Source organism: Streptomyces sp. NPDC097129, from assembly GCF_055668065.1.
In genome coordinates this window covers 160,586-178,600 of record NZ_JBVOQE010000002.1, presented here as the reverse complement: position 1 = coordinate 178,600, position 18,015 = coordinate 160,586, and the positions used below count along the sequence as shown (strand labels likewise).

17 protein-coding genes and 1 tRNA gene are annotated in these 18,015 nt (G+C 73.3%); 10 read left to right on the top strand and 8 right to left on the bottom strand.

Annotated features, from left to right (window positions below; translation table 11 throughout):
- Window positions 1–20 precede the first annotated feature (20 nt).
- Entirely contained in the window at window positions 21–728 is a 708-nt protein-coding gene (locus tag AC0B9F_RS06675; RefSeq protein ID WP_471999242.1) for a transketolase, read from the bottom strand.
- A gap of 179 nt (window positions 729–907) precedes the next feature.
- Between AC0B9F_RS06675 and AC0B9F_RS06670 the strand changes: the two genes are divergently transcribed.
- Window positions 908–981 (top strand) — tRNA-Pro (locus AC0B9F_RS06670).
- A gap of 100 nt (window positions 982–1,081) precedes the next feature.
- On the opposite strand, the gene AC0B9F_RS06665 is transcribed toward AC0B9F_RS06670, so the two are convergent.
- Complete coding sequence (locus tag AC0B9F_RS06665; protein ID WP_471999240.1) at window positions 1,082–2,179, bottom strand: glycosyltransferase family 2 protein; 1,098 nt, start codon at window positions 2,177–2,179, stop codon at window positions 1,082–1,084.
- Window positions 2,180–2,322: 143 nt separating this feature from the next.
- On the opposite strand from AC0B9F_RS06665, the gene AC0B9F_RS06660 reads away from it, so the two are divergent.
- The 3 genes from AC0B9F_RS06660 (at window position 2,323) to AC0B9F_RS06650 (ending at window position 4,179) form a co-directional block, all read left to right on the top strand.
- A complete protein-coding gene (locus AC0B9F_RS06660; protein WP_471999239.1) occupies window positions 2,323–3,039 on the top strand; it encodes a TetR/AcrR family transcriptional regulator in 717 nt (238 codons plus the stop codon).
- A gap of 216 nt (window positions 3,040–3,255) precedes the next feature.
- A complete protein-coding gene (locus AC0B9F_RS06655) occupies window positions 3,256–3,432 on the top strand; it encodes a hypothetical protein (RefSeq protein ID WP_471999237.1) in 177 nt (58 codons plus the stop codon).
- 75 nt (window positions 3,433–3,507) lie between these two features.
- Window positions 3,508–4,179 carry a class E sortase gene (locus tag AC0B9F_RS06650; RefSeq protein WP_471999235.1) on the top strand — a complete coding sequence of 224 codons (672 nt, stop codon included), beginning with the start codon at window positions 3,508–3,510 and terminating at the stop codon, window positions 4,177–4,179.
- 19 nt (window positions 4,180–4,198) lie between these two features.
- Here the strand turns inward: AC0B9F_RS06650 and proS are convergent, their stop codons facing one another.
- The 4 genes from proS to AC0B9F_RS06630 form a co-directional block, all read right to left on the bottom strand.
- Window positions 4,199–5,611, bottom strand: a complete 1,413-nt coding sequence (proS, locus tag AC0B9F_RS06645; protein ID WP_471999233.1) for a proline--tRNA ligase — start codon at window positions 5,609–5,611, stop codon at window positions 4,199–4,201.
- Window positions 5,612–5,687: 76 nt separating this feature from the next.
- Window positions 5,688–6,224 carry an NUDIX hydrolase family protein gene (locus AC0B9F_RS06640; protein WP_471999231.1) on the bottom strand — a complete coding sequence of 179 codons (537 nt, stop codon included), beginning with the start codon at window positions 6,222–6,224 and terminating at the stop codon, window positions 5,688–5,690.
- A gap of 15 nt (window positions 6,225–6,239) precedes the next feature.
- Window positions 6,240–7,484, bottom strand: a complete 1,245-nt coding sequence (locus AC0B9F_RS06635) for an amidohydrolase family protein (protein ID WP_472000854.1) — start codon at window positions 7,482–7,484, stop codon at window positions 6,240–6,242.
- The gene (locus AC0B9F_RS06630) at window positions 7,481–8,884 is read right to left on the bottom strand and encodes a type I glutamate--ammonia ligase (protein WP_471999229.1); all 1,404 of its coding nucleotides are present in this window, start codon (window positions 8,882–8,884) and stop codon (window positions 7,481–7,483) included. The genes AC0B9F_RS06635 and AC0B9F_RS06630 overlap by 4 nt, the downstream gene beginning before the upstream one ends.
- Before the next feature lie 136 nt (window positions 8,885–9,020).
- On the opposite strand from AC0B9F_RS06630, the gene AC0B9F_RS06625 reads away from it, so the two are divergent.
- On the top strand, window positions 9,021–9,899 hold the full coding sequence (locus AC0B9F_RS06625; protein ID WP_471999227.1) for a Cof-type HAD-IIB family hydrolase: 879 nt from the start codon (window positions 9,021–9,023) through the stop codon (window positions 9,897–9,899).
- Here AC0B9F_RS06625 and AC0B9F_RS06620 read toward each other — a convergent pair.
- The gene (locus tag AC0B9F_RS06620) at window positions 9,889–10,509 is read right to left on the bottom strand and encodes a class I SAM-dependent methyltransferase (protein ID WP_471999225.1); all 621 of its coding nucleotides are present in this window, start codon (window positions 10,507–10,509) and stop codon (window positions 9,889–9,891) included. The two genes, AC0B9F_RS06625 and AC0B9F_RS06620, sit on opposite strands and share 11 nt — an antisense overlap.
- Before the next feature lie 207 nt (window positions 10,510–10,716).
- Here AC0B9F_RS06620 and AC0B9F_RS06615 point away from each other — a divergent pair, with 207 nt between their 5' ends.
- Window positions 10,717–11,961, top strand: a complete 1,245-nt coding sequence (locus AC0B9F_RS06615; RefSeq protein ID WP_471999223.1) for an amidohydrolase — start codon at window positions 10,717–10,719, stop codon at window positions 11,959–11,961.
- Here the strand turns inward: AC0B9F_RS06615 and AC0B9F_RS06610 are convergent.
- Window positions 11,942–12,775 carry an alpha/beta hydrolase gene (locus AC0B9F_RS06610; RefSeq protein WP_472000851.1) on the bottom strand — a complete coding sequence of 278 codons (834 nt, stop codon included), beginning with the start codon at window positions 12,773–12,775 and terminating at the stop codon, window positions 11,942–11,944. The genes AC0B9F_RS06615 and AC0B9F_RS06610 overlap by 20 nt on opposite strands.
- Before the next feature lie 135 nt (window positions 12,776–12,910).
- On the opposite strand from AC0B9F_RS06610, the gene AC0B9F_RS06605 reads away from it, so the two are divergent.
- The 4 genes from AC0B9F_RS06605 to AC0B9F_RS06590 all read left to right on the top strand — a co-directional run bounded on the left by AC0B9F_RS06605 (window position 12,911) and on the right by AC0B9F_RS06590 (window position 17,874).
- A complete protein-coding gene (locus tag AC0B9F_RS06605) occupies window positions 12,911–14,098 on the top strand; it encodes a thiolase family protein (protein ID WP_471999221.1) in 1,188 nt (395 codons plus the stop codon).
- 97 nt (window positions 14,099–14,195) lie between these two features.
- Entirely contained in the window at window positions 14,196–15,743 is a 1,548-nt protein-coding gene (locus AC0B9F_RS06600) for a long-chain-fatty-acid--CoA ligase (RefSeq protein ID WP_471999219.1), read from the top strand.
- Between the two features lie 86 nt (window positions 15,744–15,829).
- A complete protein-coding gene (locus tag AC0B9F_RS06595; protein WP_471999217.1) occupies window positions 15,830–16,603 on the top strand; it encodes a sulfite exporter TauE/SafE family protein in 774 nt (257 codons plus the stop codon).
- A gap of 521 nt (window positions 16,604–17,124) precedes the next feature.
- The gene (locus AC0B9F_RS06590; RefSeq protein ID WP_471999216.1) at window positions 17,125–17,874 is read left to right on the top strand and encodes a cobalt-precorrin-6A reductase; all 750 of its coding nucleotides are present in this window, start codon (window positions 17,125–17,127) and stop codon (window positions 17,872–17,874) included.
- The last annotated feature ends 141 nt before the right edge of the window (window positions 17,875–18,015 follow it).

Genomic DNA, 18,015 nt, shown 5'->3' with positions numbered 1-18,015 from the left:
GATCGCTCATCCTTCCGGGTTCAGACGTACTTCGGCTCGACCCGGGCGACCACGACGTGCGGGCGGCCCGGATGGGGTGCGGTGAACGTGGCGTACAGCGCGTCGTGGTCGCGGCCGTCCACGGTCACCGCCGACCAGCCCGCCGCCTCGAAGCGGGCCGCGATGCCGCCGGGCCGGGCATGGCTGGCGGAGGCGTTGTCGATCACGACCGTGTGCAGCCGGTCCAGCCCGGCCGGCCCGGCGAACGCGATCGCCTCGTGATTGCTGCCCTCGTCCAGCTCCGCGTCCCCGATCAGCACCCACACCGCCGGATCAGGCAGCCCCTGCGCGCGCAGTCCCAGCGCCGCGCCGACGGCGATCGGCAGCCCGTGCCCGAGCGAGCCGCTGCCGATCTCGGCGCCCGGCACGAGCATCCGGTCCGGATGGTGCCCGAGCGGCGAGTCGTACGCCCCGAAGCCGGTCAGCCAGTCCACCGGTACGAACCCCTTGGCGGCCAGCACCGCGTAGTACGCCATCGGCCCGTGCCCCTTGGACAGCAGGAACCGGTCCCGCGCCGGGTCGTCGAGCCGGTCCGGCCCGACCCTCAGCACCCGGTCGTAGAGCACCCACAGCACGTCCAGCGTGGACGTGGCGGCCGGCCCGTGCTTCTCGTCGCCGGTCATCAGGCCCATGAGTCCGGGCAGGTCGGCGTAGCCGTACCCGCGGACCTCCTCCTCGGTGATCGTCATGCTGACGAGCGTGCAACCTCAAGCGGACTTGAGGTCAAGGGCCGTCTTCCGAGGCTTCTGGGCCGCCTTCCGAGGCTCCCGGGGCGGCCGCGCCGGAAAGGGGCGCGCGACCACCGACGCGGGTGCGGTATTGTTTCCCTGTCCGTACGGCCGGGGGAAACCCCAGGTCAAACGGGCAACGGGACGTGGCGCAGCTTGGTAGCGCACTTGACTGGGGGTCAAGGGGTCGCAGGTTCAAATCCTGTCGTCCCGACTTCGCGAAGTCGCGAGGCGGAGGCTGTTCCGGCGATTGCCGGAGCGGCCTCTCCTTCGTTTCCGGCAACGTCGCTCCCGCCGTCGGGCGACCGCCGCGTCTACCAGGTGCGTTCCCGGCGCAGCGCCGACTCCGTCAGGGCCCGGATGTGCACGCCCTGCAGGAAGAGGTCGTAGAACCACTCGGGGAGGACCAGCATCGAGGTGGCGGCCACCCGCCAGCCCCGGGCCTTCACGGTGACCGCGCGCTCGATGGCGTAGAACCCGGTGAGAGCCAGCCAGATCGGTGCGATGTGCAGTCCGGCGCCGGTGGCCAGGTACCACAGGACGGCTCCCAGGTAGATGGCCGACACGGCCGCGCCGAGCAGCGCGATCAGCTGTCGCACCCAGCCTTCGCAGGTGTGGCGGGTCAGCCCGTAGTCGAAGAGGTTCTCCAGCGCCCCGCGCTTCCAGCGCAGTCGCTGCCTGGCCAGGTCGCCCCAGGTCGGCATGACCTCCGTCGTCATGGTGGCGTGGGAGGGGGCGACGACCCGCCAGTCGCGGTGTTTGAGGGCGAGCGTGAGTTCGTTGTCCTCGGTCAGCACCTTGGTGTCGTAGACGCCGTCGGCGGCCGGCAGTCGTCCCTCGCGGCGGGCGGCCAGGACGTCCCTCAGCGCCGCCACCCGGAACAGGCAGGCGGTGCCCGTCAGGCACAGCACCTTTCCCCGCTTGCGTGCGGTGTCCCGGGCGTACCGGACGTATTCGTTGCGCTGGAACGCGCCGCACAGTCCACCGCCCTCGCGGCCGCGGAAAGTGCCGCCCACGGCGCCGTGGTCGCGCAGCAGGGCGGCGTACGCCACCTCGATGAAGGGCGGGTCGAGGTAGGTGTCGGCGTCCTGCACCAGGACCGCGTCGTCGTCCGCGAGGGTGGGCAGCAGTTCGCCGAGCGCCCCGTTGAGATTGCCGGCCTTCTTGTGCCGGTTGCCGACCGAGTGGCGCACCTCGGCGCCCGCGCGGCGGGCGATGCGCTCCAGTTCGGCGGTCGTCCGCGGATCCCGGTACGGGTCGAGGGTCACCACGACGCGGTCCGCGGGATGCGTCTGCCGGCCCAGTGCGGCGAGCACCTGCGGCAGGGTCTGGACCTCTTTGTAGGCGGGGACGACCACCACCACCTGGTGCGGGACGCCGGTGACAGAGCTGTGGCCCTCGGTGCGAGACATGTCGTCCGCCCTCCGTCGAGCAGTGCCGGATGGGTACCAGATGGGTCCAGGTATGTATGTTTACGTCGTATACGTACACTATGGAACGAGGGGGGTGCGCAGTCAACGCGAGCCAGGCGGGCCGAGGGTCGTGGAGGTACGGCATGGCGGCCACAGGACGGGGCGGCGGTTACGGCCGGCTGAGCCGGCAGCGCATGCTGGCCGGCGCCCTGGAACTGGTGGACCGGGAGGGGCTCGCCGCGCTGAGCATGCGCCGTCTGGGCGCCGAACTCGGCGTGGAGGCGATGGCGCTCTACCGACATGCGGCGAGCAAGGACGAGCTGCTGGACGGACTGGTCGAGACGCTGTACCGCGAACGGGAGGAGCGCGGCGAACGGGAGGAGCGCGGCGAACCGGAGGAGCGCCGGGCCGCCGGGGAAGGGCCGGTCGCCGTGGAGGAGGAGTCCTGGCGCGCCGGCCTGCACCGCGTCGCCCGGACGACGTACGAGATCTGCCGGGCGCACCCCCGGGCCGCGCCGCTGCTGACCACGCGGGTGCTGGAGGCGCCGCCGGCCCGTCGCCCGCCGGCCGTCCAGCGGCAGCATGTGGCGGTGCTCGACCTGCTGGGGGAGGCCGGGCTCGACGAGCGCCGTGTCCCCCTGGTGTTCCGCGCCTGCCTCACCTGGATCCACGGCTATCCGGCGGTGGACCTGTGCCTCATGGACCCGCCGGAGGAACTGCCCGAGCTGCGGGCCGTCACGGCCGCCGAGCCGGGCGGACCGGCCGCTCTCGCCGCCGGACTGGACGCGCTGCTCGACCGCCTCGTCGGGCCCGCCGAGCCGCGGGGCCCCGGGCGCCCGGGTGATCGCGGCTCGTCTTGACGTCGGCGGGTCACGGAGAGAGAGTTGTATGTATACGACGTAAACAACATCTAGCGTCGTTCGGCTCTCTCACTTTCCGAAAGCACGCAACTCCCATGGAGCCGGGGTTTTCTTTCGGCGTGCTTTCCCTTTCCCCGAACGTCCTCTTATTCCGCGTAGCCGCCCGTATGTCCGCATCTGTGGTATCGGCCGCTTCGCGTTCGAAAGGAGCACCTCATGGCGGACTACACAGGCGCGGGAACCGCAGCGTCCGCCGGCGTCGGAGCGGGCGTCCTGCCCGTCACCGGCGGGGTGGACAGCATCTGGTTCTGGGTCGTGATGTTCGTCCTCGTCTCGGCGGGATTCGCCGTGCTGCGGCTGGTCCCGCGCAGGACGCACAACGACGACACCTAGGCCGCACCACCGGCAAAAGCCCGAGGCGGGGCCGCCGGTCCGGCGGTCCCGCCACGACGCCGAGGCGGAGGCACCATGCGGACACTGATCCGTCTGTTCGGTATCGGTCTGATCCTGGCCGGTCTGCTGGTCGCGGGTCTCGCCACGCTCCAGAACTGGCAGCGCGACCAGGCCTACGGCCGGGCCCAGCGGGACCTGCGCGCGCAGCTCGCGCACCCCCCGGCCGGGCACGACGAACCGGCCGTCGCCGCCAGGACACCACGCATCCCCCGCACCCGGCCCGAGCCCGGCCCCCGGGACGGAACCGCGCTGGCCGTCCTGCGCATCCCGAGATTCGGCTCCGCGTATCACCCGGTGATCGTCGAGGGCGTCACGCAGACCGATCTGGCCAAGGGACCGGGACACTATCCCGGCTCGGCTCTGCCCGGCGCGGTCGGCAACTTCGCGGTCGCCGGTCACCGGACGGGCTGGGGCGAGCCGTTCCGGAAGCTGAACGCACTGGTGCGCGGCGACGCACTCACCGTCGCATGGCGCGGGCGGACGTACACCTACCGCGTCACCGGCACCAGGACCGTCGAGCCGACCGACGTGGGAGTCGTCCTGCCGGTTCCGGGCAAGCCCGGCGTCACCCCCGACAGGGCGCGGATCACCCTCACCACCTGCGCGGACCGCGACCCGCTGACCCGCGCCTACACACACCGGCTCATCGTGTGGGGGGAACTGGAGCGAGGGCCCGGGCCGCAGTAGAGCGCGAGGGGGGCGCCCGTCAGTAGGCGCGCGCCACCAGAGCCACGTTGCCCGGCTGGTCGTCGCTGTCGGGAACCGAGCCGTCCGCGGCGACCAGGCACCGCACCGTCACACCCTGCTCGGCGAGCGCCGCCTCGCCCTGTGGCCCCAGCGTGGCCCAGGGGATGCGCGCCCAGCCGGTGGCCGCTGCCCGCACCGCCTCCTCGACCGTGGTCACGTCGACGGTGCGGTCCTCGCGGCGCCGGCGGGACTGCGCCAGCAGCAGCGCCTGGTCCTCCTCCAGCACCTTCGGCAGGATCACCGGCAGCGCGCCGATCGGCATCGGCGTCCTGCCGCCCTCGATCCGGCGGACCAGCACCGCGGTGCCGTTCTCCAGGTCGCGGGGCCCCACCTCGATCCGTACGGGCACGCCCTTGAGTTCCCAGTCGACCGCGCGGCGGCCGAACGGCAGGTCGGCGCGGTCGTCGACGTGCACACGGATGCCCGCCGCCCGCAGCCGCTCACCGATCTCCCGCACCGTGGCCAGGACCGCCTCGTCCCCCTTGATCGCGAGGACGACCGCCTGGACGGGGGCCAGCCGCGGCGGGAGGCGCAGGCCGTCGTCGTCGCCGTGCATCATCACCAGCCCGCCGACCATACGGGTGGTGGAGCCCCACGAGGTCTGCCAGACGTACTCCTGGCGGCCGTCCTTCGCCAGGTACCGGATGTGGAAGGCCTTGGCGAAGTTCTGGCCGAGTTCGTGACTGGTGCTCAGCTGCAGGGCCTTGCCGTCGCCCATCATGCCTTCGAGTGTGAGGGTGTTGATCGCGCCGGCGAACCGCTCCCTGGCCGTCTTGCGTCCCGGCACGACGTCCATGGCGAGGAGGTTCTCCATGAAGTCGGCGTAGACGTCACGGTGGATGCGGGCGGCGTAGTCCCGGGCCTCCTCGTACGTGGCGTGCGCGGTGTGGCCCTCCTGCCACAGGAACTCCGTCGTCCGCAGGAACATGCGCGGGCGCAGCTCCCAACGCACCACGTTCGCCCACTGGTTGATCAGCAGGGGCAGGTCGCGGTAGCTCTGCACCCACTTGGCGAAGTAGTCGTTGACGATCGTCTCGGAGGTGGGCCGGACGACGACGGGCTCCTCCAGCTCCTTGCCGCCGGCGTGGGTGACGACGGCCAGCTCGGGCGCGAAGCCCTCGACGTGCTCGGCCTCCTTCGTCAGATACGACTGGGGGATGAACAGCGGGAAGTACGCGTTCTGGGCGCCGGCCGCCTTGATGCGGGCGTCCATGTCCTGCTGCATCCGCTCCCACAGGCCGTACCCGTACGGCCGGATGACCATGGTGCCGCGCACCGGCCCGTTGTCGGCCAGCTCGGCCTTGCCGATCAGGTCCTGGTACCAGCGCGGGAAGTCGTCCGCCCGGGGGGTGAGCACGGGTGCTTTCGCCATGGCCCGCATGGTAGGGACGGCGTGGCCGGGGCGCGACGCGTTATTCGCCGCGCGCGTCCCCCCGGGATACGGCGGCTCAGTGCGGCAGGCCCAGATGGGCGAGGGCCTGACGGAGCAGGAAGCCGTGCCCGCCCGGCATCTCGCCCTGCACGCCCGGCGACGCCGCCTCGTGCGGATCGAACCAGACCAGGTCCAGAGCGTCCTGGCGCGGCCGGCAGTCCCCGCTCACCGGCACGATGTAGGCGAGGGACACCGCGTGCTGCCGGGGGTCGTGGTACGGCGTGATGCCCTGCGTGGGGAAGTACTCGGCCACCGTGAAGGGCTGCAGCGAGGCCGGGATGCGGGGCAGCGCCACCGGCCCGAGATCCTTCTCCAGGTGCCGCAGCAGGGCGTCGCGGACCCGCTCGTGGTGCAGGACCCGGCCGGAGACCAGCGTCCGGCTGACCGTTCCGTCCGGCCCGATGCGCAGCAGCAGGCCGATGCTGACGACTTCGCCGCTGTCGTCGACCCGGACGGGCACGGCCTCCACGTACAGGATCGGCATGCGCGCCCGCGCCTGCTCCAGCTCGTCGGAGGACAGCCAACCGGGCGTGGTTTCGGTCATGTCAGACATTGCTTGATCATACTTTCAGGAGGGACCGGGGAGGCGGTAGACTTGGCGGGCGTTGTGTGCTCCCGCCCACTCGGCGATGCGCAGCGCGTCCGGCAGGCTCAGCTCGTCGGCGGCCAGCCGCTCGTCTAGCAGCTCGGCCAGGCCCCGCCGGAAGGCCAGCGCGCCGAGCGCGTAGAACTCCGCCACACCGCAGGCGTCGGAGCTGTACAGCAGCTTGCGGAACGGCGTGATCTCCAGGGCCTCGGCCAGCACCGCCCGTGCGCGGGCCGGACCGACGTGGTGCAGGGTGAGGCCGACGTCCAGGTAGACCTGCTCGAACACCGCGGCCAGGTACGCGGCCTGCCGCTGGTAGGGCCAGCAGTGCAGCAGCAGGACGGGGATCGTGCCGGCGGTCAGATGCAGCCAGTCCGTGAGCAGCGTGGGGTCCGAGCGGTGCAGCCGCAGATCGTTGTCGCCGAAGCCGACGTGCAGCTGGAGCGGCAGCCCCAGGTCGACGGCCGTCCACAGCAGATGCCGTACCAGAACGGGGTCGGTGAGACGGCCGCCGTGCGTCAGCCAGGCCGCGGCCGCGGCGGTGACCTGCGCGTCCGTGGGGCGGGCCGGGTCCAGCGCGAAACCGGTGCGGTAGGCCGCGACCGACTTCACCGCGACCACGCCCGGCCGCCGCACGGCCTCCCGCGCGGCCGCGCGGAACGCGCCGGCGTACGCGTCCGCCTCCACCCCGCGCGCCACCACCGCCTCGGCGACCGACTCCAGCCGCACCACCTCGTACTCCGCCGCCACCTCGTACTCCGCCGCCACCTCGTACTCCGCCACCCCCTCGTACTCCGCCGCCGCCTCGTGTGCCGGCACCGCCTCGTGTGCCGGCACCGCTCCGGCAGCCTCGTACGCCACCGTCGCTCCGGCCGCCTCGGCCGGGCCGGCGGCTCCGGCGGGGGCGAAACCGGTGTCGACGCAGAACACCCCGGTGCGCGCGGCGGCGAGGAAGCGCCGGTTCACCTCGCGCGCGCCCAGCTCGGACCGGCGCGCCAGATACTCCTCGGCCGGAGCGTGCCGTTCCAGGTCCAGCAGGGGAGCGCAGTACCGGCGCACGGCGAGACCGACGGGCGTGTCGAAGGACGACATCCCGGGCCAGCGGTCGCCCTCGGTGAGCAGCGCCTCGAAACCGGCCCGGTCCAGGTCGGTCACGACGACGCCGTGGCAGTGGTGGTCCACCAGCGGCAGCGCGGCCAGCGCGTCGGCGACGGCGCCCACGGTCAGTACCGCCACCGGTAGGCCGCCGCCACCTGCGCGTCGTCCAGCCCCGCCACGGCGGCGACCTCTCCTTCGCGTACGGCGACGACCGCGTCCGCGAGGACGGGACCGAGCGCGTCGCGCAGCACCGCGTCCGCCCGGAACCGCTCCACCGCCTCCGTCAGCGACACCGGCAGCCGGCGCACGCCTCGCTTCGCCGCCTCCTCGGCGGCCAGCAGCGCCGGATCACCGGTGACCTCCTCGGGCAGGACGGCGCCCGAGGACAGGCCGTCCAGCCCGGCGGCGATCACACAGCCCAGGGCGAGATAGGGGTTGGCGGCCAGGTCGACGGGCTTGACCTCCAGGTTCGCGTCCGTCGCGCGGCGGCCCGCCGTACCGGTGATCATCCGCAGGGCGCACTCGCGGGTCTCCAGACCCCAGGCCGTGAACACGCCCGCCCACTGGGAGGGCCTGAGCCGCAGATAGCTCGCGGGGCTCGGCGCGGTCACGGCGGTGAGGCCGGGCAGATGGCCGAGGAGACCCGCCGCGAAGGACTCGCCGTCGGCCGTCGTCCCGTACCGGCCCTCGCCGCCCGTGTGCAGGTTGTTCCCCGCCCGCCACGCGGAGAGGTGGACGTGCCCGCCGTTGCCGACGCCCTCGGCGAGCACGGCCGGCGCGAACGACACCCGCAGCCCGTGCCGCCGGGCCACCGCGCGGATCGTGTGCCGCACCAGCACGCTGCGGTCGGCCGCCGCCACCGGGTCGACGGCGCCGACGGAGATCTCGAACTGCCCGGCGGCGTACTCGGGGTGCAGCTGGTCGACGTCGACGCCCTGCGCGTGGCAGGCCGCCAGCAGATCGGCGAGGTAGTCGCCCAGCTCCACCTGCCGGTCGGCGCCGTACGCCGGGCCGGTGGCGGCGGCCACGAAGTCGCCGTCCGGCGCCGACGCCAGCCCCACCGACCACTCGATCTCGATCGCGGCGCGGAAGGACAGCCCGTGCGTCCGGGCCGCGCCGGCGGTGATCCGGCGCAGGAACGTCCGGCTGCATCCGGGGTGCCGCTCCCCGTCCTGGGTGATCCGGTCGACGGGCGCCCACGCCCATCCCGGCTGTCCGGCCAGCACCGTCAGGTGGTCCAGGTCGGGGAAGAGCCGCAGATCGCCGTCCGGGGAGCCGAGCACGTCGGTGGTGACGATGCCGTCACCCGCGAGGAAGGTGTCGAACACCGGGGACATGCCGACGCCCCATGCCGTCGCCGAGGCGAGCTTCGCGGTCGGAACGGTCTTGATCCGGGTCACCCCGGCGGTGTCCACATACGCCAGCACGACCCCGTGCACGCCCCGCGCGGACAGCTCGGCGGACAACGCGGTGGCCCGTTCCACATCGCCGGGGCGCCCGCCCGGGACCGGATCGGCAAGGGTGGTCATCGCATCCTCCTCGTCGCACCGGGCGTCGCCGCCTCATTGTGCCGTCCGGTGATCACGCTGTCCCGGGAATCGCGACAAGGGGCGCGCCGGTGCCTCCCGTAGGGTGGAAGGGAGGCTCCCCGACCGAAAGCAGGACATGCCCTACAGCAGCGCGCCCCTCGTCAGCACCCCCGAGCACCGCTCCGGTGAGGCCCCCGCCGACATCCGGCTGATCGTCACCGACATGGACGGCACGCTCCTGGACGACGACAAGCAGGTCCCGCCCGGCCTGTGGCGCACGCTGGAGCTGCTGCGCGAGCGGGGCGTGCTGTTCAGCCCGGCGAGCGGACGGCAGTACGCCACCCTGGCGCGGGAGTTCGCGGACGTCGCCGACGGCATGGTGTTCATCGCCGAGAACGGCACCTACGTCGTGCGCGACGGCGTCGAGCTGAGCTCCGACCCGCTGCGGCGGGAGGACGCCGTCCGTGTCGTCGGCGCGGCCCGCCGTCTCGCGGCCGGCGGGGTCGACGTCGGCACCGTGCTGTGCGGCAAGCGGGCCGCGTACGTCGAGCGCACCGACGAGCCGTTCCTGGCCGAGGTGCGCAAGTACTACGCCGAGCACCGCGTCGTGCCGGACGTCACCGCCGTCGACGACGACTTCATCAAGGTCGCCCTGTACGACTTCGGCTCCGCCGAACACGGCACCGCCCCCGGGCTCGCGGACTTCACCGCCACCCACAGCGTCGTCGTCTCCGGCGAGCACTGGGTGGACGTGATGAACCGCACCGCCGACAAGGGCGCCGCCGTCCGCCGCCTGCAGCGCGAGCTCGGCATCACCCCGGCCCAGACCATGGCGTTCGGCGACTACCTCAACGACCTGGAGATGCTGGACGCCGCCGAGTGGTCCTTCGCGATGGCCGGCGCCCACCCCGAGGTCGTCGCCCGCGCCCGCCATCTGGCTCCGTCCAACAACGACAACGGCGTCCTGCGCACCATCGCCCGCGTACTGCACCTGCCGCAGCCGCTCAGCGGGTGACCCGGCCGACCAGCACGAACTCGTTGTACGGGAAGAGCGAGCCGGCGGCCCGGGGGAAGGGGAAGGAGTACGTCCGCGCCACGGCGATCCCGGCCTGTCTGGCGTGCCGGTACAACTCCTCGAAGCCGACGAAGCGCACGTGCGTGGCGTCGCTGCGGTAGCCGGCCTCCTGTGGCGTGATCAGCACGACCGCGCCGCCCGGCTTGACCAGCGGCAGGTACTGCTCCAGCACACTCTGCGCGAGGTCCTCGTCCATGTGCTCCAGGACGTGCGCGCACAGCAGGCTGTCGAAGGAGCCGGGACCGCAGCCGGGCGTCTCGGCCAGTTCCTCCGGGGTGTACGCGGTCAGCCCCCGCTCACGGCACACGGCCACCGAGTGGGCGTTGTGGTCGACGCCGACGCTCTCGGGCCCGCAGTTCAGCAGGTTGCGGCCGAGCCCGCAGCCCACGTCGAGGACGCGGCCCAGATGCAACCGCCGCAGATTCCACCGGTACGGGGCCTGGGTGGGCAGCAGCCGCCGGATGCCGGCCTTCTCCAGCCGCGCGAGCCGCTGGGTGTAGCCGGAAGTTGCTGTTGCTGAGCCAAGAGCTTCGTCCTGGACTCCCGACATCGGTGACCGCCGTCCTCTCGCGTTTCGCACAGGTGATCTGTGTCACAACTTATGACGCGGAGCGTGCGCAGACATGGAACCGGACCCGCCGTTTCCATATTTTCACCTCAACGTCACCCGCGGTACGGCTTGTCCGGGCGGCGGCACCTTGGAGCCGGCCTCGCCCGGCGCGAGAATCACGGCAGCCGATCCCGAGGAGGCAGCAGCATGACCGATCCGGCCGCGGTGGCCCGACTGACGCGCGAGGTGTCCGAGGCGGTGAAGGCCGCGGAGCTCGAGGACTTCTACCGCGACCTGCACCGCCATCCCGAACTCGCCTTCCAGGAGCACCGCACCGCGGGCAGGCTCGCCGCCCGGCTGCGCGCGGCCGGATACGAGGTGACCGAGGGCGTCGCCCGTACCGGTGTGGTGGGTGTGCTCGCCAACGGCGACGGGCCGGTGGTGTGGCTGCGCGGCGACATGGACGCGCTGCCGGTGCGGGAGGCGACCGGGCTGCCGTACGCCTCGACGGTGGACGGTGTGATGCACGCCTGCGGCCACGATCTGCACGTCACCTGGCTGGCCGGGGCCGCCGAGGCGCTCGCGGCGGCCCGCGCCACCTGGTCCGGCACCCTCGTCGTGGTCGGCCAGCCCGCCGAGGAGAGCGGCGGGGGAGCGGCCGCGATGGTCGCGGACGGTCTGCACGAACGCTTCCCGCGCCCCGACGTCCTCTTCGGCCAGCACGTCGCCCCCGGCCCGGCCGGGTTCTACCCGCACACCCCCGGCCTGACCATGTCCGCCGCCGACGACATCGACGTCGTCGTGCACGGCGTCGGCGGCCACGGCTCACGCCCCGAGTCCACCGTCGATCCGGTCGTGACGGCGGCGTACATCGTCACCCGCCTGCAGACGGTGATCTCCCGCGAGGTGGCCGCGAAGGAGTCGGCGGTGCTGACGGTGGGCCAGTTCCACGCCGGCACGAAGCACAACATCATCCCCGGCGAGGCCCGGCTCGCCCTGAACCTGCGCAGCCAGAACACCGCGGTACGCGAACGCGTCCTGGCCGCGGTGCGACGGATCGTGGAGGGCGAGTGCGCGGCGGCCGGCTGCCCCGTCCCGCCCGAGGTGACCGTGCACCCGGGCTACCCGAACACCGTCAACGACGCCGTCCTGGACGGGGAGATCGCCGCGGCGCACCGGGCGCTCTTCGGCGACCACACCGTCTTCGACTTCGGCCCGGCCATGGGCAGCGAGGACTTCTCCCTGCTGGCACCCGAGGGCGTCCCGTACGACTACTGGTACGTCACCTCCACGCCGGACCCGGTGTGGGAGGCGGCCCCCGGCGGCGAACTCGCCGAGAAGTTCGCCAACGTCCCCGGCAACCACAGCCCGTTGTTCGCCCCCGACCCCGGGGTCCTGCTGCCGGGCGTGCAGACCCTGACCGCAGCGGCCCTCACCCGCCTGACGACCTGAGCACCGTGTCCAGGAAGCCGGTGACCTCGGCGAACACCTCGTCCTTGTTCGTCTCGTGGAACACCTCGTGCCGCGCGCCGGCGTACACCCGCTCCGTCGGCGCGCGGCCCGCGGTCAGCCGCTCGACGCCGATCCGGCTGCCCGGCAGCGGCACCAGCCGGTCGTCGTCGCCGTGCAGCCACAGCACCGGCAGCGCTCCCACGTCACCGCCCTTCGCCACCGTCTCCAGCGTGCGCACGAACGCCTGGAGCGTCGGCCGCTTCATCGGGCCGTGCCACACCAGCGGGTCCGCCGCGTACGCCGCCCCCACCGCCGGGTCGCGCGAGAGTGCGGCCGGGCTGATCGGGACGTCGGGGATCTCGCCGTGCCGGGCGGCGTGCGCGAGCAGCCGCTCCGGTGTCTCCCACGCGCCGATCACCGGCCCGGACAGCACCAGCGCGGCCAGGTCGCCGCCGTACCGCTGGGCGTAGCGGGAGGCGATCAGGCCGCCCATGGAGTGGCCGATCAGCACCAGCGGCAGCCCGGGGTGCGCGGCCCGCGCGAGCCCGGCCACCGCGTGCACGTCGGTGACCACGTCCTCGAAGTCCTCGATCAGCACCCGTTCGCCCGCCGACCGTCCGTGCCCGGTGTGATCCGGCCCGTACACCGCCGCGCCGTGCGCCAGGAGTACGTCCGCGAGGCCGCCGTAGCGGCCGATGTGCTCGCCGTAGCCGTGCACGAGGAGGGCGATGCAGCGGGCCCGCGGGTTCGGCCACTCGCGGGCGGCGATCGTGGAGCGCGTTCCGGTCAGGACGTGCTCGCGGGACTCGGCCATGTCTCCTCCGCCGGGGTCGGTGCGGCTCACGAGGGGGGATCTTCCCAGGCGGCCACCCGGCGGTCTATAGTCCAAAACTAGCAGTGCTAATTAAGAGCTCGCTGGTCCACAGCGCCGTCGGTCAGGAGTCCTTCCGTGCGTCCCGTCCACTTCGCGGCCGCCCGCCGCACCCCCATCGGCAAGCTGCGCGGCGCGCTGTCCTGCGTCCGCCCCGACGACCTCGCCGCCGCCGTGATCCGCGGCCTGGTCGCCGACGTGCCCGCGCTCGACCCCGCCCGGATCGACGACGTCTACTGGGGCGCCGCCAACCAGGCCGGCGAGGACAACCGCAACGTCGCCCGCATGGCCGCCCTGCTCGCCGGCCTGCCCGAGACCGTGCCCGGCGCCACCGTCAACCGGCTGTGCGCCTCAGGCCTCGAAGCGGTCACCGCCGCCGCCCGCACCATCGCGGCGGGCGAGGCCGACCTCGTGATCGCGGGCGGCTCGGAGTCGATGAGCCGCGCGCCCTTCGTCCTGCCCCGTCCCGACGAGGCCCTGCCGCACCGCATGGAGACGTACGACACCCGGCTCGGCTGGCGGCTGGTGAACCCGGCGATGAAGGACCTGCACGGCCTGCTCTCCATGGGAGAGACCGCCGAGGAGGTCGCCGCCCGCCACGGCGTCAGCCGCGAACGGCAGGACGAGTTCGCGCTGCGCAGCCACCAACGCGCCGCCGAGGCACGCAAACTGGGCCACTTCGACGACGAACTCCTGCCCGTCCGGCGGCCGGACGGCACGGTCGTCGACGCCGACGAGTGCATCCGCGAGGACACCTCCTACGACAAGCTCGCGCGCCTGAAGCCTGTCTTCCGCTCCGGCGGCACGGTCACCGCGGGCAACGCCTCCCCGATGAACGACGGCGCGGCCGGACTGATCCTCGCCAGCGAGGAGGCGCTGAACGAGCTGGGCCTGGAGTCGATGGGCCAGTACGTCGCCGGCGGCTCGGCCGGCGTCCACCCCGACGTCATGGGCCTCGGCCCCGTCCCGGCCACCCGCAAGGTGCTCGCCCGGGCCGGCTGGAGCATCGGCGAGGTGCAGGAGGCCGAGTTCAACGAGGCGTTCGCCGCCCAGGCCCTCGCCTGCGTGGACCAGCTCGGCATCGACCCCGGCCTGGTCAACGCCAGCGGCGGCGCCATCGCGCTGGGCCACCCGCTCGGCTGCTCCGGCGCCCGCATCCTGACCACCCTGCTGCACCGCATGCGCCGCACGGGCGCCGAGCGCGGCCTGGCCACGATGTGCGTCGGCGTGGGCCAGGGCAGCGCGGTGCTGGTCGAGAGGCACTGAGCACAGGCAACGCCGGCTCCGTACCACGGAGCCGAACGGGGGGCTCCCCCTGACGGGGATCCGTAACAAGAGCCGCAAGGAATCGGAGCGACACTCCATGGCAACCCTCTCCCTGGCCGTCATCCTCGCCGAGAACGCCCGGCGCCGTCCGGAGAAGACCGCCCTGATCGAGGGCGAGCGGCGGCTGACCTTCGCCGAGGTGTGGCGGCAGGCGCTGGCCCAGGCCGGCGCGCTGGCCGGGCTCGGCGTCACGCCGGGGGACCGCGTCGCCCTGATGGCGCCCAACACCGCCGAGTTCCCGCTCGCCTACTACGCCGTCGCCGCGGTCGGCGGGGTCGTCGTCCCCGTGCATCTGCTGCTCTCCGCACCGGAGGTCGAGCACGTCCTGCGCGACAGCGGCGCCACCCTGCTGCTGGTCCACCCGGCGCAGGCGGAGACCGGGCGGGCCGCCGCGGAGGCCACCGGCGTGCGGGTCGTCACCCTCGGCGAGGAGTTCGACAAGCTCGCGGCGGACGCCGAGCCGCTGCCGTCGTACGTCACCCGCGCCGCCGACGACCCGGCGGTCGTCTTCTACACCAGCGGCACCACCGGCGTGCCCAAGGGGGCCGTGCTCAGCCACTTCAATCTGGTGATGAACGCGACCGTCAACGCCTTCGACGCCAACGACATCCGCCCCGACGACATCGCGCTCGGCGCGCTGCCGCTCTTCCACGCCTTCGGGCAGACGGTGTCGATGAACTCCACCTGGCGGGCGGGCGCCACGCTCGTGCTGCTGCCCCGCTTCGACGCGGCCCGCGCGATCGAGCTCATGGTGGCGGAGCGGGTGAACACCTTCCACGGTGTGCCGACCATGTTCGTCTCGCTCGCCGCCGCGGCGGCCGACGCGCCCGCGCTGCCCGCGCTGCGGGTGTGCATCTCCGGCGGCGCCTCGCTGCCCGTCGCCGTGCTGGAGCGGTTCGAGGCCGCCTTCGGGGCGCGGATCTACGAGGGGTACGGGCTGTCGGAGACCTCGCCGACGGCGACGGTCAACCAGCCCTGGTTCGGCACCAGGGCGGGCACCATCGGGCACCCCCTGTGGGGCGTGGACGTGGAGATCGCCCGCGCCGAGGTCGAGGGCCGGATCGAACTGCTGCCGCCCGGGGAGCTCGGCGAGGTCGTCATCCGCGGGCACAACGTCTTCTCCGGCTACCTCGGCCGCCCCGAGGCGACCGCGGAGGCCGTGGTCGACGGCTGGTTCCGCACCGGCGACCTCGGCACCAAGGACGAGGAGGGCTTCCTGCGGATCGTCGACCGGAAGAAGGACGTCATCATCCGCGGCGGCTACAACGTCTACCCGCGCGAGGTCGAGGAGGTCCTGATGCGCCACCCCGGCATCGCTCAGGTCGCCGTGATCGGCCTGCCGGACGAACTGCACGGCGAGGAGGTGTGCGCGGTCGTCGTCCCGGCGCCGGGCGCCTCCCCGGACGCCGCCGCGCTCACCGCCTGGTCCAAGGAGCACCTGGGCCGGCACAAGTACCCGCGGCGCGTGGAGTTCGCCGACGCGCTGCCGCTCGGTCCGAGCATGAAGGTGCTCAAGCGGGAGCTGCGCACCCAGTACGCCGCGGACCGGGGCCCGTCCGCGACGGCATCGGCGACCGGGAGCTGAACGCCGGTCCACAATGGCCGGCGGCCACCTGACGGGACGACGCGGTTTCTGCCGGCCGGATGTCAGGACATAACATCGGTCTCCGCATGGACACGATGACGTTGTGGCACATATCCGGCTGGGGGTTCGCCGCGCTGGCCTTCGCGGCGCTGCTCGTGGGCTTCTCCAAGACCGCCGTGAGCGGGGCGAACACGGTCAGCCTCGCGATCTTCGCGGCGGTCCTGCCCGCCCGCGCCTCCACCGGCGTCCTGCTCCCGGTGCTGATCGCCGGGGACGTGCTCGCGGTGCTCACCTACCGCAGGCACGCCCACTGGCCGACGCTGTGGCGGCTGTTCCCGGCGGTCGCGGCGGGCGTGGTGGCCGGCACGCTGTTCCTGGTGTGGGCCGGTGACGGGGCCGTACGCGTCTCGATCGGTGTGATCCTGCTGGTCATGGCCGCGGTGACCGTGTGGCGCCGGCGCACGGCCGAACAGGCGGCCCAGCCGGACGCGGTCGCCACCCGCGCGGGCCGGATCAAGGCCCGCTCCTACGGCGTCCTCGGCGGCTTCACCACGATGGTCGCCAACGCCGGCGGCCCGGTGATGTCCCTGTACCTGCTCTCGGCGGGCTTCCGGAAACTGGGATTCCTGGGCACGTCGGCGTTCTTCTTCCTCATCGTCAACGTCTCCAAGGTGCCCTTCAGCGCCGGCCTCGGCCTGATCGACGGCCGCTCGCTGCTGCTGGACGCGGCGCTGGCGGTGTTCGTGGTGCCCGGCGCGCTGCTCGGCAAGTGGGCGGTGCACCGGATCAACCAGAAACTCTTCGAGCAACTGGTCATCGCGGCCACGGTGGTGGGCGGCGTGCAACTGCTTCTGCGCTAGCCGACCCGGGCGGCGCCGGTTTCCGCGTCAGGCGGTGGGGGCGGCGCCGGGTTTCCGCGTCAGGCGATGGGGGCGTGGCTTCGTCGAGCGCGGCGAGTGCGGCCGGCGCCTCGACCTGCCGTGGGCTTCTCGGCGCGGCGCGGCGCGGCGCGGCGCGGCGAGGGCGTCGCGGGCGGTGCGCAGCGTCTCCCGGGCCTCGGGGTCTCCCATGGCGCCGAGCACCTGCGGCAGCGGCGTTTCGGCCTCGTGTCAGCAGCTCCAGGGCCGCCGGGTCGTTGCGGATCTGCTGCCGTGCGACCGCGTGGTACACCGCGACCACGTCCTCGGTCCGGCCCGGTATCGCCGCCCGGCAGATCCGCTCGCTGCGGCGGTGCATCTCCGGCCGGCGCCTCGGCCGCCCGGCCGGTCTGGCGCGCGCCGGCGCGGCCGCGACCGCCTCGCCACCGGCGACGGTGCCGCCGGGCGGGTACCGCGCAGAGCCGGTGACGGGCCCGGATCCGGCACCTCGTACCCTCGACGCCATGCCGACCCCGCACGTCCTGATCCTCGGCGGCACCACCGAGGCCCGCCGTCTCGCCGCCGCCCTCGCGGAGCGTGCGGGCGTGCGGGTGACGACCTCGCTGGCGGGACGGGTGACCCGGCCCGGAGCGGTCGACGGCGAGGTGCGCGTCGGAGGGTTCGGCGGCGCTGAGGGGCTCGCCGCGTGGCTGCGCGAGCAGGGGGTGAGCGCGGTCGTCGACGCCACCCATCCCTTCGCCGCCGGCATCACGGCGAACGCCGCGGACGCCGCCGCGCTGACTGGCGTGCCGCTGGTGGTACTGCGCCGGCCGGGCTGGCGTCCGGGCCCCGGCGACCGCTGGCACACCGTCGGCTCCCTGGACGCGGCCGCGCGGGAACTGCCCCGCTTCGGCCGCCGGGTGTTCCTCACCACGGGCCGCCTCGGCCTCGCCGCCTTCGCGCACCTGACGGACACCGACTTCGTCGTACGGTCAGTGGAGCCGCCCGAGGGTTCGCTGCCGCCGCGGCTTCAGGTGATCCTGGCGCGGGGCCCGTTCACCGTGGCCGACGAGACAGCGCTTCTGCGGGAGCACCGCATCGACGTCCTGGTGACCAAGGACAGCGGAGGAGAGGCCACGGCGGCCAAACTGACGGCGGCCCGTGAGCTGGGCCTGCCGGTGGTGGTCGTACGCCGTCCGCCGCTGCCGGAGGGAGTGACGGCGGTGCCGGACGTGGCGGCGGTGCTGGAGCGGCTGGGGCTCAGCCGCGGGTGACCGAGGCCCGCATGCAGGCCCAGGTGTTCGAGGTTGTACGCCCACAGCGTCCCGTGCCGTGGCGCCGAGACCTGGAAGACCACCTTGGCGGCCGAACAGGTCGCCGGACGTGCCCGCCAGCACCTGTGGGCAGCCCCCGTA